Source organism: Bradyrhizobium macuxiense (assembly GCF_007993935.1).
Classification (GTDB): Bacteria; Pseudomonadota; Alphaproteobacteria; order Rhizobiales; family Xanthobacteraceae; genus Bradyrhizobium; species Bradyrhizobium macuxiense_A.
In genome coordinates, this window is the sequence record NZ_VITY01000024.1 from 32,855 (window position 1) to 47,861 (window position 15,007).

Consider the following 15,007-nt stretch of genomic DNA (forward strand, 5'->3'; position numbering starts at 1 on the left):
ACAAAAAGGCTTAATTGTGGTACCCCCGGAAACCGGGGGTTTTAGTCAATGGTCCTGGAAGAAGCGATTTCGAGTATCGAGGCGTCGGGCACGATCGACGAGCTTCGACTGTCGCTGCACCGGGTCGTCCAGAACTACGGCTTCTCCGGCTTCGCCTTCATCGATGCTGGCCGGCCCGAGCTCGACCTGCCTTACCATACCGGCACATATCCGCCGGCCTGGGAGCGCGCCTACATCCAGAACGACTTCGTTCATTGCGATCCGGCATTGACGCGGGTGCGGCGAACCAACACGCCGTTTCACTGGGGCGAGTTGAAGCTGCCGGAGCGGCAAGGGCGCAAGCGCCCGCCGGAGCTGAAGATGATGGAAGCCGCGCGGGATCACGGCTTCCGCCAGGGCTTCGTCGTGCCCTTCCACTATCGCGACCGGCTCGGCGCCGTACATTCGAGCTCGACGGTGTTCTTCTGGGAGGACGAGCCGCACGACTTCGACAAGCTGTTCGTCTGCCATCGGCATGAACTGCATCTCTTGATGATCTACTGGGTGCAGCGGGCGATGGACATCGTCAACCGCGACCAGCGCAACGCGCCGACCATCCTGAAGCCCGCCGACGCCGCCGAAACCATCAAGCTCACCGGGCGGGAGAAGGAAGTGATCGCATGGGCGGCGCGCGGCAAGACCGTGGCCGACACCGCGCAGATCCTCGGTATTTCTCCGGAGACGGTGGAGGGCTTCATCAAGCAGGCGCTGCGCAAGCTCGAGGCGTCCAACAAGACGCACGGGGTGGCGAAGAGCATCGCGCTCGGGATCATCGACTTGTGAGCCGTGCCGCGCAGCGATCGCGGCGCGCTCGGGGCCACCGCCATTCGCACGGCGCCGCCCTGTTCGGGGGTAGCGCCGCGATATGTGGCGAGGTCACACATCGGGGTTGGATTCATCTCTGTCGTCGCCCACAGATTGCATTCGCGCACGGTCTTGATAAGAAGATCAGGGCCGGATGACGCCAATGCGGACATCTCGGACCACGGGTGCGCATCGCAGAGCCTGCCCGGCGCGGCGGAATCCGTGGGTCGATGCGGCTGATCCGTAAAAGTCCCGTCACGACGAACCACAGTTCCATTTGCTACCAATCATTGTCGCGGACATGCTGTCGACGGACGTAGCTGGAGATCGCCGAAGCGCACCATGAGCACATCGCAGGACGACCAGATCGATCAACTGGTGCAGGCGCGTTGGCGCGCAATCGGACTGTCCCAGGCCGATCTCGCCGAGATCCTGTGCTCGGGCGCCTCCTTACAAAAGAACAGCGTGGACGGCACGGTGAAGGTCGATACCGGCCGCCTGGCGACCGTCGCCGAGATGCTCGGGATCGCCGCCGACATGCTCAATCGCCGGCCCGCCACGACAGCGCCCACACAGACCGGCCAAGCGGCAGAATCGCTGCAATCCCTGCTCGAACTGCGCATGCTGCGGGTGTTCCGCGACGTGCAGGACCCCGACACCAAGCGGATCCTGATCGAGCTCGCCGAGCAGATCGTCAAGCGCCAGACCACGCCGCCGGAGAGCGGCTAGACGCGATCCGGAAAGTGCGGAGGGTCTTCCGGAAGGGGGACTTCGCGCATGGTCGCGATGCGTCCATCCCCATTGATGGAATGGCGAAATCCGTGTCTCTGACAGGGGCCGGGGAAATCCATACCGGCCCGGTGACACCAGCCGGGCGGGCCGCGGCGTCGTGAACCCGGGCCTCATCGCATGACTGCCTCCGATTCCACCGCAACGCCCGCGTCCGGCTCCTGGATCGCCAACCAGCCTTATCTGCTGCTGTGCATCACCGCGATGTGCTGGGCCGGCAATGCGATCGTCGGGCGGCTCGCCGCCGGCCACATTCCGCCGGTGACGCTGTCGTTCCTGCGCTGGTTCGTGGCGTTCCTGATCATCCTGCCGTTTGCCTGGAAGCACCTGGTCCGCGACTGGCCTGCGATCCGCAAGAATCTCGGCATCATGGTGCTGCTGTCGATGACCGGCATCAGCGCCTTCAACACGCTGCAATACTGGGCGCTCGAGCACACCCAGGCGCTCAACACGCTGCTGCTGCAATCCTCCGTGCCGCTGATGGTCGCGCTGTGGTCGCTGATCCTGCTCGGCGCGCGGCTGACGCTGGCGCAACTGTGCGGCGTGTCGCTGTCGCTCGCCGGCGTGCTGGTGATCCTGCTGCACGGCGATCTCACGACGCTGTCGAAGATCGAGTTCAACAAGGGCGACCTGATCTTCATCGTCGCACTGGTGATCTTCGCGCTGTATTCGGTGCTGACCTTGAAGCGGCCCAAGATCCACGGGCTGTCGGTCGCGGCCTTCACCTTCGGCTGCGGCGCGCTGTTGCTGGTCCCGTTCCTGATCTGGGAACTCGGCGCGCGTCCGGTGATGCAGCTCACGGCCAACAACCTGCTGTCGCTGTTCTATGTCGCGGTGTTCCCCTCGACGCTGGCCTATCTGTGCTTCAACCGCGGTGTGCAGCTGATCGGCGCCAACCGCGCCGCGCCGTTCTTCCACATGGTTCCGGTGTTCGGCACCATCATGTCGATCGTGTTCATCGGCGAGCATCCGCAAGCCTTCCATTTCATCGGCTTCGCCCTGGTGCTGGCCGGCGTCTTCGTGGCTTCGCGGAAGCAGTCGGCGGCCTGATCCCGCGGCCCGAGGCGCGGTGACTATCGGCGGCAAATCCGCTATCTGTTGCAATCTGCTTCGCGGACAGGTCCCAAACGCATGGCGCGCGCCAGCAATCTCGTGATCGGCACCCTGACGCTGGCCCTGATCGCCGGCTCGCTCGGCGGCTGGCTGGGCTATCAGCGCTATGCCGGCATCAAGCGGATGGTGCCGTTCCGCGTCGTGTTCGAGGGCTCGGCGTCGGGCCTGCGCCGCGGCGCGAGTGTCAATTTCGCAGGCGTGCGGATCGGCGAAGTGGTCTCGATCCGGCTCGACCGGCACCGCGTGGTGGCGATGACCCGGATCGAGGGCAACGCTCCGATCAAGAAGGACACCCAGGCCGGCCTTGAATTCCAGGGCCTGACCGGGATCGCCTCGATCTCCTTCACCGGCGGCACCGACGATGCGCCGGCGCCTGCGGTCGGCGCCGACGGGATTCCCGAGCTGACGGCCGACGCCGAAGGCACGATGGGCATCCAGGAGAAGCTGCGCGTCGCGCTGCGCAATGTCGACCGCGTCATCACCGAGAACGAGGCCGACATCAAGGACTCGCTGCTCGGGCTCGAGAACTTCACCAACTCGCTGTCGGGCAATGGCGAGCTGATCGCGGGCTTCATCGACGCCGCCGACGACGGCATCAGCACGGTCGACGCCAAGCTCGCCTCGGCCGACAAGTTCCTGAAGAGTTTCGGCAGCGACAAATATGGCGGCGAGTTGCTGCCGACCGTGATCTCGCTGCGCGAGCTGATCCAGAGCTTCGACAAGAAGTCCGGCACGATGATCGCCGAAACCCGCAAGACGCTCGTCGACGTCAGCCAGTCCGTCAACGCGTTCAACGAGAAAATTGCCGGGCGCGGCGGCAGGCGCTAACGTCGGGCTCCAACCAAGAACCAAGAACAACGGAAACGCCCAACGTGCACGACCGGACCGCAGCGCCCTCCCCGCCTCCCGCAACCGTCAACCGCGCGACGAGCGCCGTGCCCCGGCATTTGCGCCGCTATCTCACACTCGACGATTTCGAGCCGCGGGCGCGGCAGCTGTTGCCGAAATTCCTCTACGGCTACATCTCCGGCGGCGCCGAGACCGACGCGGCACGCACCGACAACCGCCGGGCCTTCGACGAATACGGTTTCGTGCCGCGGGTGCTGAACGACGTCTCCGGTCGCGACCAGACCACGACGCTGTTCGGCAAGACCTACGCCTCGCCGTTCGGGATTCCGCCGATGGGCTCGTCCGCGCTGTGCGCCTATCGCGGCGACATCGTGCTGGCGCGCGCCGCGGCCGCGGCCAACGTCCCGATGATCCTGTCGGCCTCCTCGCTGATTACGCTTGAGGATGTCCGCGCCGCCAATCAGCAGGCCTGGTACCAGGCCTATCTCGCCGGCCTCCCCGAGCGCATCGAGCCGCTGGTCGATCGCGTCGCGGCGGCCGGCTACGACACCTTCGTCGTCACCGCCGACGTGCCGGTGCCGCCCAACCGCGAGAACAACATCCGCAACGGCTTCCAGGTGCCGCTCGCGATCACGCCGCGGGTGTTCTGGGACATCATCACCCATCCGGACTGGCTGCTGAACACCTGGGCGCGCACGGTGTTCAACCACGGCATGCCGCGTTTCGAGAACATGGACGCCAAGCCGGGTCCGCCGGTGCTGTCGAAGAATTTGATGCGCAACATCGGCAGCCGCGACCAGCTCGCCTGGAAGCATGTCGAGCTGATCCGCAAGCGCTGGCCCGGCAAGCTCGTGGTCAAGGGGCTGATCGCGCCGGAAGACGCGCGGCTGGCGCGCGAGCACGGCTGCGACGGCGTGATGGTTTCCAACCATGGCGGCCGCCAGCTCGACTACACCGTCTCCGCGCTGCGCACGCTGCCGGAGATCGCCGCGCAGAAGGGCAACATGACGGTGATGGTCGACGGCGGCATCCGCCGCGGCACCGATGTCATCAAGGCGCTGGCGCTCGGCGCGGACTTCGTCTGGATCGGCCGTCCATTCCTCTATGGCGCCGTGGTCGCGGGCGAGGCCGGCGTGTCACGCGCGATCTCGCTGCTGCACGCCGAGATCGACCGCGACCTCGCGCTGCTCGGCATCCGCAGCCTGAAGGAGATCACCCCCGACCTGGTGCGGAAGTTCTAGAGATGTTGCATCCGCAACGGGACCAGGCCCCCTCTCCCGCTTGCGGGGAAGGGTTGGGGTGGGGGTGTCTCCGCGTGCGAGAATCTCATTGTGTGGAGAGAGCCCCCACCCGCATTGCATCTACGATGCAATGCGACCTCCCACGCAAGCGGGAGAGGTAAGAAACCATCACGCATAGCGCGCCGCGCCCATGCAGAGCGCGGTGATCGCGAGCAGCCCGGCCGCGATACGCTGGGCGACCGCGAGCCGCGAACGGGCGGCCGATGGTTCGGCCGCGCCATTGCGCAACTGCCTGACAGCGCCGCCGCCGACGATGATCTGCACGGCGATCGCCGCCAGTGCTGCGATCGCGCCACCCGCCAGGATCTGCTCCGACAGCGCGAACGAGCCTTCATGGACCAGGCGCCACAGCGTGGCGCCGGTCACGATCGCAACCGTCGCCGCGCCGATTTGCGGGCCCAGCAGCCTTTCGCCGCCGAGGCCGCCGGTGCGCGCCAAGGTGAAGCTGGAGCCGGCCCAAAACACCGATGACAGGACGTGGAGAGACAAGGCTATGATGACGACGGTCTGCATGACGTTGCTCCGAATGGGCATTGGAAATTAGATATACATAATGTATATTCAATCTGACGAAAGCAAGGCCAACCGATGCCGCCGCGCAGCTATGTGAGCCCGGCGCGCAGCGCCGCCGCCGCCGAGACCCGCGAGCGCGTGATCGAGGCCGCCTCGCGCACGCTGCGCGAAGGCGAGAGCATCGCGCGCTTCTCGCTGGATACGGTGGCGAAGGCCGCGGGCGTGACGCGGCTGACGGTCTACAACCAGTTCGGCTCGCGGCGCGGGCTGCTCGAGGCCGTGTTCGACGAGATCGCGCGCCACGGCGGCCTGCATCAGCTCGCCGATGCCATGACGATGGACGATCCGCGCGCCGCGCTCGACCGCATGGTCGAGATCTTCTGCGCATTCTGGAGCCGGGATTCCGCGGTCGGGCGCCTGCATGACGCGATGGCGACCGATCCCGAATTCGCCGAAGCGGTGCGCGAGCGCAATGAGCGCCGCCGTCGCGGCGTCACCGCATTGATCGACCGCATAGCGGCCAGGCAGGCATCGCCGCAGGCCCGCAAGGATGCCGTCGACCTGATCTTCGCGCTGACGAGTTATCCGACCTTCGCCTCGCTGAGCGCCGCCGGGCGGTCGCGGGATGAGGTCTGCCGGGTGGTGCAGGCGGCCTGCCGCGCGGCGCTGCAGCCGCTTACGCTCTCAAACCCGTCATCCTGAGCACCGTTCATCGCCGTCATTGCGAGGAGCGAAGCGACGAAGCAATCCATTGCACCGCATAAGCGGCAAAATGGATTGCTTCGCTTCGCTCGCAATGACGCGGGGAGAACTGTAGTCGATCTCACCCCACCTTGAACTTACTGTAGGCCTCGCGCGTCGCGATGATGACGTGCTCCTCGCAGCCGTTGCGGCGGTGCGGATCGCAGCGGGTCTCGTAGTCGGCCGAGGTCATCATGTCGAGGAAATCAGCGACGCTCGGGTAATGCACCAGTGCGAGATAGTCCCAGCGCTGGCCGGCCGGCTCGCCCAGCGCGACCGTCTCGGCGCTGCCGGTCCAGAGCAGCGTGCCGCCGCGCGCCTTGATCATCGGGACGGTGAGCGCGCTGTAGCGCAGATACGCGTCCCAACCCGAGCCGTCGCCGTCGAGCGACCGCTGGCGAAATCGCATCAGATTGACCATCACGACCGGAGCCTTTTGATCCAGTTCGCTCAGGCCTTTGACGTTCAAGAGATCGACACCCATCCACCAGCTCCCGCCCCAGGTCGCGTCAGTCCGGGCCGGGTCGGTCCGGCCGCTAACATTATGTCACATCGCGGGACTACCCTGAAATGCTGGCAGGCCGTAAGCTCGCTACCCGATCTCGGAGGTCAATGCCGTGATGACCCTTCCCGAACTTGCGGCCGACGCGCTCGGCAAATTCCTCGGCGAATACATGCAGCGCCGGTTCGGCTCCTCGCAGACCGAGTTGGTGGAGATGGTGCCCTCGATCGCCCGGATCGCCATCGAATGCATCGGCAACAGCGACGCGCTCTACCACAATGTCGAGCACACGATGCTGGTGACGCTCGCCGGCCACGCCATCCTGCGCGGCCGCGCGCTGCACTCGCACATGAGCGCCGAGGATTATGCGCATGTCATCATCGCCTGCCTGACCCACGACATCGGCTATGTGCGCGGGCTGTTCGATGCCGACGACCATAACGGCTATCTGGTCGCTGTCGATGGCCGCAAGGTGATCCTGCCGCGCGGCTCCTCGGACGCGGCGCTGATGTCCTATCACGTCGACCGCTCGAAGATCTTCGTGATGGAGCGGCTCAAGGGCGTCGCCCTGCTCGACAAGGAGCGCATCGCGCGCGCCATCGAGGGCACACGCTTTCCGCAGAGCGCGCCGGACGGGAATGAGGAGTTCGGCGAGGAGGCTGTCCTGCTGCGGGCCGCCGATTTGATCGGCCAGCTCGGCGATCCGCATTACATCCGCAAGGCCAACGCACTGTACATCGAATTCGAGGAGGCCGGACTGAACCGCCAACTCGGCTACGATTCGCCGGCCGATCTCGTCGACCTCTATCCGCGCTTCTATTGGGACAGCGTCGCGCCGCATGTGCAGAAGGCGATCCGCCACCTCAACATTACCTCCAGCGGGCGGCAGTGGATCGCCAATCTCTACAGCAACGTGTTTCGCGCCGAACGCGACATCTCGCTGTCGGGGCCGCAGAAATAGGGGCGTGCTGGGCCACGCACAAGAACTATCCCCGTCATCCTGAGGAGCGCGAAGCGCGTCTCGAAGGATGCGCGGCCACCAGCGGGGCCGCACATCCTTCGAGGCTCGCCGAAGAGGCTCGCACCTCAGGATGACGGACTACAGGTCGAGTATTCTGGGATTTGTTCTCAAGTGATGACAGCTTCGAGCCAGGCGACAGAAAAGCGCCGCCGGCACGCATGGCTCCAATCCGCTCTTTCGTCTTGTGGCGGCGGCGGATTCGGGCACAACATCCACCAGATAATGACCGCTTTGCCCGCTCCCGCCACAACCCCGCGCCGCTCCCCGCTGCACTGGCTCAACAACCAGCCCTATCTGCTGCTCAGCCTGACGTCGCTGTTCTGGGCTGCCAATATCGTGCTGGCGCGGCATGTCGGCAGCCATGTGCCGCCGGTCACCCTGACCACGATCCGCTGGTTCGGCGTGTTCCTGATCCTGTTGCCGTTCGCCTGGCCGCACCTGAAAGAGGACTGGCCGAAGCTGCGCAGGGCGCTGCCGCTGATGCTGCTGCTCTCCGCGGTCGGCTTCGCGTTCAACAACGCGATCTCCTACTGGGCGATGCAATATACCGAGGCGCTCAACGCGCTGCTGATCCAGTCGGCCGGGCCGCTGTTCGTGGCGCTGTGGTCGCTGGTCCTGTTCGGCGTCCGGCTGACGCCGGCGCAGCTTGCCGGCATCGCGATCTCGCTGGCCGGCGTGCTGACCATCATCCTGCGCGGCGATTTCTCGGCGCTCGCCAGCATCAGCTTCAACCGGGGCGACATCATGTTCGGCGCCTCGCTGGTGTCGTTCGGACTCTATTCGGCGCTGATCCCGCGGCGGCCGAAAATCCATCAGCTCTCGCTGATCTCGTTCACCACCTGCTGTGGTGCGTTGATGCTGTTGCCGGTGGCTGTCTGGGAATTCGCCAATGGCGTGACGCTGAAGCTCGACGTTCTGACCTTTGCCACGCTGGGCTACACGCTGATCTTCCCGTCCACGCTTGCCTATCTGTTCTTCAACCGCGGCGTCGCGCTGATCGGTCCGAACCGCGCGGCGCCGTTCTTCCATCTGGTGCCGGTGTTCGGCTCGGCGATGGCGATCCTGCTGCTCGGCGAGACGCTGGCGCCGTTCCATTTGATCGGCTACGCGCTGGTGCTCGCCGGCGTCATCATCGCCTCGCGGCAGGGGTCGGCGAAAACCTAGCGGCGCGCGGCCGTCGCTGCCATTGCTCGATGCCCCTTCGGCCTCCCGACGGGAGCGTCAACCGGCAACGCTGTGCCTGGCTTCCTGCTCAGGCTGCCCGTAATGAAATCGATAAAGCTCCTCACTTTCGCCGGCACGTGGCTGCGCGAGGGATAGTAGACATAGAGCGGGAAACGCTCGTCGGACCAGTCCGGAAACAGCTCGATCAGCGCACCGCTCTTCAGGTGATCATCGAGCCCGATATCGATCACCTGCGCAATTCCGAAGCCGGCAAGGCAAGCGCCGAGCTTGGTTCCTGAATCGGTCACGGTGAGCCGCCCGTTGACCGCGACCGGCACGACTTCGCCGCCGCGCCAGAACTCCCAGTCGAAGGGACGCCCGGTCGCCGCGTCGATTGCATGGATGCACTGATGCTCGCGGCTCGCCAGCTCCCGCGGATCGAGCGGCCGGCTGTGTCGTTCGAGATAGATCGGCGAGGCCACGGTGAGCACGCGCGCATCGAGCACGCGGCGCGCAATCAGCGCCGATGGCGTCGGCTCGCCGAAACGCACCGCCAGATCGAACCCGTCGCTGACCAGGTCGGCGATCCGGTCGCGGGTCTCGATGCGCAGCTCCATGCCCGGATTCTGCAACAGGAACTCGCTCAGCTTCGGCGACAGCACCATGCGGGAGAACAGCGGATCGACATTGACCCGCAGCCTGCCGCGGACCGCATCGCGCGATTTCGAGGTCTCCGCCGCCGCCTCGCCGATCCCGGCCAGATGCGCGGCAACCCGCTCGACCAGCGCGCGTCCGTCCTCGGTGAGCTCGACGGCGCGGCTCGTGCGGTGAACCAGCCGCGTGTCGAGGCGCGCCTCGAGCTTGGCGATCGCCTTGCTCACACCGGATTGGGTCATGCCGAGCCGTTCGGCGGCGCGGCCAAAACCGCGCGCATCCGCCAGCGCCGCGAGAACCACCAGGCCGCCAACCAGCCGGCCGTCAACTTCATCCATACCGATGCCTCTCAGTCATCCAAGAGATGACCGCCCAGTCGTAGCACTCCGCCACCATATCGGCCACTGTCGGCACAGATCACCGGTTCGATCCGGTGCGGCCACCACCACTTCATCGCCTCAAGGAGATTTGCATGAGCGACATCCGGGCCATCGCATCTGCGATCGATGGATATTTCGACCTGATGTATGAGGTCGACGACAGCCGGTTCCGCGACGTCTTCGCCGATGCCTCCATCGTGCACGGCATACGGGACGGCAAGCACACGGTGCGGTCGGCCGCGGAATTCCGCGACTTCATCCGCAGCCGTCCGTCGCCGGCATCGATGAAATCGCCACGCGATGAGGCCATTATCAGCATCGACCAGACCGCGCCCGACCTGGCCATCGCCAAGGTGCGCGTCAGGGCCGGCCAAACCGGCTTCATCGACCATCTCGTGTTTCATCGGATCGACGGCAGGTGGCTCATCACCACCAAGGCTTTTCACGTCGCGCAGGTCTTCCCGGCGGGATCGTAGCGTTCTGCCGGCGCGCCGGAGGAGTTCGTCGGCGGCTCAAAACGCAAATGCCCGGGCCAAGGCCCGGGCATCGTGATGATGTCGATTGATCGCACCGGTCTTACGCCGCACGGACCTTCTGCAGGAACTCGTCGACCGCGTTGCGCAGCATGCCGGACTGGGTGTCGAGCTCGCGTGCATTCGACAGTACGTCACCCGCTGCGGTGCCGGTGGCGGCGGCTGCGGTGGTGACGCCGCCGATATGGGCGGAGATCTCGCTCGAGCCGGCCGCGACCTGCTGGATGTTGCGCGCGATTTCGCGCGTCGCATCGCCCTGCTGGTCGATCGCGGTCGAGATCGACGCCGTGATCTCGCTCATCTGCGCGATGGTCGCGGTGATGCCGCCGATCGATGTCACCGCCTCGCCGGTGGAAGCCTGCATCGCGGCGACCTGCGCCGAGATCTCCTCGGTCGCCTTCGCGGTCTGGTTGGCCAGCGCCTTCACCTCGGAGGCGACCACCGCGAAGCCGCGGCCGGATTCGCCGGCGCGTGCCGCCTCGATGGTGGCGTTGAGCGCGAGCAGGTTGGTCTGCGCCGCGATCGAATGGATCAGCTTGACCACCTCGCCGATCTTCTCGGCACCGGTGGACAGCGCCTGCACGGTCGCGTTGGTGCGCTCGGCATCGGCGACCGCCTTGCTTGCTACCTCGCTGGAGCGCGCCACCTGGCGGGAGATTTCCGCAACCGAGCTGGAGAGCTCCTCGGCCGCCGCGGCGACGGTGCCGACATTGTTGGAGGCGCTGTCGGATGCAGCGCCGACGGTCGCGGCACGTGCGCTGGCGTCGCTGGCGGTTGCGGTCATCGACTGTGCCGTGGTCTGCATGCCGGCGGCGGCGGAAGCCACCGTGCGGACGATGCCGTTCACGCTGCGCTCGAAATCGCTCGCGATATTCTCCATCGCGTTGCGACGATCGGATGTGGCGCGCGCCTGCGTCTCGGCCTCGGCCTGCTCGAGGCCGCGGATGCGGATCGCATTGTCCTTGAAGATCTGAACGGTCGCCGCCATCCCGCCGACCTCATCGCCGCGGCCGACGCCGGGGATGTCGCCGTCGAGCTTGCCGTCCGCAATGTCGCGCATGCGGCCGCCGAGCAGATTGAGCGGCCGCGAGATGCTGCGGCCGATCAGCCAGGCGACCGAGCCGGAAATGATGCCGATGCCGAGGATCGCAAGGCCGAGCAGCCAGGCGATCGGCCGCATCTTGGCGTCGATATCCTCGAGATAGGCGCCGGTGCCGAGATACATGTCGAAGCCGGGGACTGCGACGGCATAGCCGAGCTTGTGGATCGGAGTCTCCTGGCCGGGCTTCACATAATCATAGAACAGCAGGATCTCACCCTTGGCCTTCACGCCGTCCATCAGTTCCTGCGAGAGCTTGCGGCCATTGGTCACGACGTCCATGCGGTTGGTTCCGACCTGCTTCGGATCGGGCGCCAGCACCGTGATGCCGTTATAGTCGGTGCCGAACAGATAGCCGGCGCCGTTGTCATAGGTCATGGAGTTGGCGCGCTTGCCGAACTCGGCCAGCGCAGCCTCCTTGGTCATCTTGCCGGCATCGACTTCCTTCTTCAGGCCCGCCGCCATGTTCTTCGCCATCTCGACGATGGCCTTGGCCTGGTCGATGCGAGCATTTGTCATCTCACGCTGCATCAAATGACCGGCGAGAATGCCGGCCGTGCACAGACCAAGGAGGGTCACCCCCACGAGAATGCCGAGCTTGGGGGTGATCTTCAGATTTGACAGCTTCACGGGGATCTCCAGAAGAGGCGGGGAACGCGACGCGATTGGCGGATTGATTCCGCTCACCGTAATGTGAGACCCTTTACCTGATGGTTACGGTGGTTCCCCGTAGTAGCCCGGAGAATCGGGCCGCGCACCAACCGGCAATTGTGGAGAGGACCACCCGGCTCGCGTACAAGTAGGCGAAAGCGACCAAGCAAGCCGCGCTCGGAGAAGCAAGAAGATCAAGAAGCAAACCCAGCAAGAAGCAACAATCAAGAACAGAAGACCTCACATCGGGAGCAGACAATGTCGAAATTCAGGGTGGTGACGCCGAAGGGCGCAAGCTTCACGGTCGCCGGCGGCGGCTACGACTATGAGCGCGAGGCGCTCGATCCGATCGGCGCCGAGATCGTCGAGGCGCCGGCCAACGAGGCCGAGTTCATCGCCGCGGCAAAGACCGCGGACGCGATCTACGCCAAGGGCATGCCGATCACCAAAGCGGTGATCGACGCACTCGAGAACTGCAAGGTGATCACGCTCGGCAGCGTCGGCGTCGACTCGGTCGACGTGAAGGCGGCGACCGCGCGCGGCATCCCGGTCACCAACATCCCCGACACCTTCATCGAGGAGGTTGCCGACCACGCCATGATGCTGCTGCTCGCAGGCTTCCGCCGCCTGATCGAGCAGGACAAGATGGTGCGCAGCGGCCGCTGGGCCGAGGGCCGCCCGGCCCTCTTGAAGATTCCGCGGCTGATGGGCCAGACCCTCGGCTTCATCTCGTTCGGCCGCGTCGCCCGCGCGGTGGCCAAGCGCGCGGCGCCGTTCGGTCTTCGCATGATGGCCTACGATCCCTTTATCCAGGAAACGCTGATGTACGACCACGGCGTGATTCCCTCGACGCTGTCGGAGGTGCTGTCGCAGTCGGACTTCGTCTCGATGCACGCCCCGGCGCGTCCCGAAGTGCACCACATGCTGACCGAGAAGCATTTTCGCCAGATGAAAAAGTCGGCGATCTTCATCAACACCGGCCGCGGCGCCACCGTCGACGAGGAGTCGCTGATCAAGGCGTTGCAGGAGGGCTGGATCGCTCACGCCGCGCTCGACGTGCTGGAAAAGGAGCCGCCGTCGCACAACAATCCGATGCTCGGGATGGACAATGTTACCTTGACCGCCCACGTCGCCTCGGCATCGGCACGTTTTGACGAGGCGCGCAAGCGCCGGGTGGGCTACGAATTGTCACTAGTGCTGCAAGGCATGTGGCCGGTAAGCTGCGTCAACCCGTCGGTGCTGCAGAACACCGCGCTGCGCCGCTGGCAGCCCGTCAGCATGGATCGCGGTCCGAACAGCTGAGGCGGGATTGCGCTTGTCGCGCGGAGGCCCGCTCGGTGCGGGCTTTTCGCGCGGCGGCATGCCGAGACCACAAGATGCTTCACCGGCGGCCAACGCCGGGGAGCAACAACAACGAAACAAAGCAAAACAATAAGAACGGGAGTGCGAACGACATGAAGTACGAGATCACGCGTCGCGACGCGCTGGCGCTGGGGGCATCCGCGGCAGCACTGGCCGTCACCGGCGTTTCGGCGCAGGAGGCGTCGAAGGTCAAGGCTGCCGACGTGGCGGCGCCGTCGCTGCCGATCGAGAAGGGCGCGACCCTGCGTATGCTGCGGCCGGTGCGCTTCGTGCAGGCCGACGAAGACGTGTTCCGCGCCAATGCCAAGCGTTTCACCGACAAGACCGGCGTCGAGGTCAAGGTCGACTTCGTCGGCTGGGAAGACATCAATCAACAGACCGCGGTGACCTCGAACTCCGGCGCCGGCCCCGACATCATCATCGGCTTTGGCGACGCGCCGCATATCTATATCGACAAGCTGATCGAACTGACCGACGTCGCCGATTATCTCGACAAGCGCTACGGCGGATGGCTCACGCTGGCAAAGCGCTACGGCATGCGCTCGAAGTCGAAGAGCTGGATCGGCCTGCCGTTCGGCGCCTCCGGCGGCCCGCTGGTCTACCGCAAGTCGCTGGTCAACGCGGCCGGCTTCGACAAGGTGCCGGAAGACCACGCCGGCATTCTCGAGCTCTGCAAGAAATTGAAGGCGGCCGGCAAGCCGGCGGGCTTCGCGCTCGGCAACGCGGTCGGCGACGGCAACGGCTTCGCCAACTGGCTGTTGTGGTCGCACAACGCCGCGCTGCTGGATGAGGAAGGCAACATCATCATCAACAGCAAGGAGACGATCGCCGCGCTGAAATATCTGAAGGAGCTCTATCCGACCTTCATCGCCGGCACGCCGTCCTGGAACGACGTCTCCAACAACCGCGCCTACTCGTCGCAGGAAATCGGCCTGACCGCCAATGGCGTCTCGCTGTACTTCTCGCTGAAGAACGATCCCGCCACCAAGGCCGTGGCCGACGACACCGAGCATCAGTTCCTGCCGAAGGGACTGGCGTCGACCTCGCCGATGTCGGGCCTGACCCTGAACGCGATGGCGTTCAAGCACAGCCCGTATCCCAATGCGGCGAAGGCGTTCCTGCAGTTCATGCTGGAGAAGGAGCAGTACGAGCCGTGGCTCAACGCCAACTCCGGCTACTGGTCGCAGCCGCTCGCGGCCTACGCCGACGCTGCGGTGTGGTCGGGCGATCCCAAGGTCTCGATCTTCAAGGAGACGATGAAAAGCGCCTATTACAACGGCTACAAGGGACCGATCTCGACCGCGACCGGTGCCGTCACCGCCGACTACGTGCTGGTGCAGATGTGCGCCTCTGTTGCGACCGATGCGGCAACGCCCGAGGCCGCCGCCGCGGAAGCCGAGCAGCGCGCCAAGCGGTACTTCCGCCGGCAGAACCGGTGACGGCGGTCATTGAACTGCGAAACTTAAATCAACCGTCATTGCGAGCGAAGCGA

Annotated in this window: 15 protein-coding genes; 11 read left to right on the top strand and 4 right to left on the bottom strand. The window is 65.3% G+C overall.

The features are described from left to right. Nucleotides 1–48: 48 nt before the first annotated feature. The 5 genes from FBZ93_RS38985 to FBZ93_RS39005 all read left to right on the top strand — a co-directional run bounded on the left by FBZ93_RS38985 (nucleotide 49) and on the right by FBZ93_RS39005 (nucleotide 4,835). Nucleotides 49–822: a helix-turn-helix transcriptional regulator gene (locus FBZ93_RS38985; RefSeq protein WP_146993015.1), complete on the top strand. Its 774-nt coding sequence runs from the start codon at nucleotides 49–51 to the stop codon at nucleotides 820–822. Between the two features lie 363 nt (nucleotides 823–1,185). Continuing rightward, nucleotides 1,186–1,572, top strand: a complete 387-nt coding sequence (locus tag FBZ93_RS38990) for a hypothetical protein (protein ID WP_074128506.1) — start codon at nucleotides 1,186–1,188, stop codon at nucleotides 1,570–1,572. A 180-nt stretch (nucleotides 1,573–1,752) separates the two neighbouring features. Next, entirely contained in the window at nucleotides 1,753–2,682 is a 930-nt protein-coding gene (locus FBZ93_RS38995; RefSeq protein WP_146993017.1) for a DMT family transporter, read from the top strand. An 81-nt stretch (nucleotides 2,683–2,763) separates the two neighbouring features. After that, a complete protein-coding gene (locus FBZ93_RS39000; protein ID WP_146993018.1) occupies nucleotides 2,764–3,573 on the top strand; it encodes an MlaD family protein in 810 nt (269 codons plus the stop codon). Nucleotides 3,574–3,680: 107 nt separating this feature from the next. Then, the gene (locus FBZ93_RS39005; RefSeq protein ID WP_146993020.1) at nucleotides 3,681–4,835 is read left to right on the top strand and encodes an alpha-hydroxy acid oxidase; all 1,155 of its coding nucleotides are present in this window, start codon (nucleotides 3,681–3,683) and stop codon (nucleotides 4,833–4,835) included. A 168-nt stretch (nucleotides 4,836–5,003) separates the two neighbouring features. On the opposite strand, the gene FBZ93_RS39010 is transcribed toward FBZ93_RS39005, so the two are convergent. Further along, nucleotides 5,004–5,408: a hypothetical protein gene (locus FBZ93_RS39010; RefSeq protein WP_167529436.1), complete on the bottom strand. Its 405-nt coding sequence runs from the start codon at nucleotides 5,406–5,408 to the stop codon at nucleotides 5,004–5,006. 75 nt (nucleotides 5,409–5,483) lie between these two features. Between FBZ93_RS39010 and FBZ93_RS39015 the strand changes: the two genes are divergently transcribed. Next, nucleotides 5,484–6,110, top strand: a complete 627-nt coding sequence (locus FBZ93_RS39015; protein ID WP_146993024.1) for a TetR/AcrR family transcriptional regulator — start codon at nucleotides 5,484–5,486, stop codon at nucleotides 6,108–6,110. A gap of 121 nt (nucleotides 6,111–6,231) precedes the next feature. On the opposite strand, the gene FBZ93_RS39020 is transcribed toward FBZ93_RS39015, so the two are convergent. Continuing rightward, complete coding sequence (locus tag FBZ93_RS39020) at nucleotides 6,232–6,633, bottom strand: DUF1330 domain-containing protein (RefSeq protein WP_146993025.1); 402 nt, start codon at nucleotides 6,631–6,633, stop codon at nucleotides 6,232–6,234. A gap of 133 nt (nucleotides 6,634–6,766) precedes the next feature. On the opposite strand from FBZ93_RS39020, the gene FBZ93_RS39025 reads away from it, so the two are divergent. Both FBZ93_RS39025 and FBZ93_RS39030 read left to right on the top strand, forming a co-directional pair. Beyond that, complete coding sequence (locus tag FBZ93_RS39025) at nucleotides 6,767–7,612, top strand: 3',5'-cyclic nucleotide phosphodiesterase (RefSeq protein ID WP_146993026.1); 846 nt, start codon at nucleotides 6,767–6,769, stop codon at nucleotides 7,610–7,612. Between the two features lie 282 nt (nucleotides 7,613–7,894). Then, nucleotides 7,895–8,836 carry a DMT family transporter gene (locus FBZ93_RS39030; protein ID WP_146993027.1) on the top strand — a complete coding sequence of 314 codons (942 nt, stop codon included), beginning with the start codon at nucleotides 7,895–7,897 and terminating at the stop codon, nucleotides 8,834–8,836. On the opposite strand, the gene FBZ93_RS39035 is transcribed toward FBZ93_RS39030, so the two are convergent. Next, nucleotides 8,833–9,828, bottom strand: a complete 996-nt coding sequence (locus FBZ93_RS39035) for a LysR family transcriptional regulator (RefSeq protein WP_246667838.1) — start codon at nucleotides 9,826–9,828, stop codon at nucleotides 8,833–8,835. The two genes, FBZ93_RS39030 and FBZ93_RS39035, sit on opposite strands and share 4 nt — an antisense overlap. Before the next feature lie 134 nt (nucleotides 9,829–9,962). Here FBZ93_RS39035 and FBZ93_RS39040 point away from each other — a divergent pair, with 134 nt between their 5' ends. Then, the gene (locus FBZ93_RS39040; protein WP_146993028.1) at nucleotides 9,963–10,346 is read left to right on the top strand and encodes a nuclear transport factor 2 family protein; all 384 of its coding nucleotides are present in this window, start codon (nucleotides 9,963–9,965) and stop codon (nucleotides 10,344–10,346) included. A 100-nt stretch (nucleotides 10,347–10,446) separates the two neighbouring features. Here FBZ93_RS39040 and FBZ93_RS39045 read toward each other — a convergent pair whose 3' ends face one another. Continuing rightward, entirely contained in the window at nucleotides 10,447–12,132 is a 1,686-nt protein-coding gene (locus FBZ93_RS39045; RefSeq protein WP_146993029.1) for a methyl-accepting chemotaxis protein, read from the bottom strand. Between the two features lie 279 nt (nucleotides 12,133–12,411). Here FBZ93_RS39045 and FBZ93_RS39050 point away from each other — a divergent pair, with 279 nt between their 5' ends. Continuing rightward, nucleotides 12,412–13,455, top strand: a complete 1,044-nt coding sequence (locus FBZ93_RS39050; RefSeq protein WP_146993030.1) for a C-terminal binding protein — start codon at nucleotides 12,412–12,414, stop codon at nucleotides 13,453–13,455. A gap of 152 nt (nucleotides 13,456–13,607) precedes the next feature. Continuing rightward, nucleotides 13,608–14,954 carry an ABC transporter substrate-binding protein gene (locus tag FBZ93_RS39055; RefSeq protein WP_146993031.1) on the top strand — a complete coding sequence of 449 codons (1,347 nt, stop codon included), beginning with the start codon at nucleotides 13,608–13,610 and terminating at the stop codon, nucleotides 14,952–14,954. The last annotated feature ends 53 nt before the right edge of the window (nucleotides 14,955–15,007 follow it).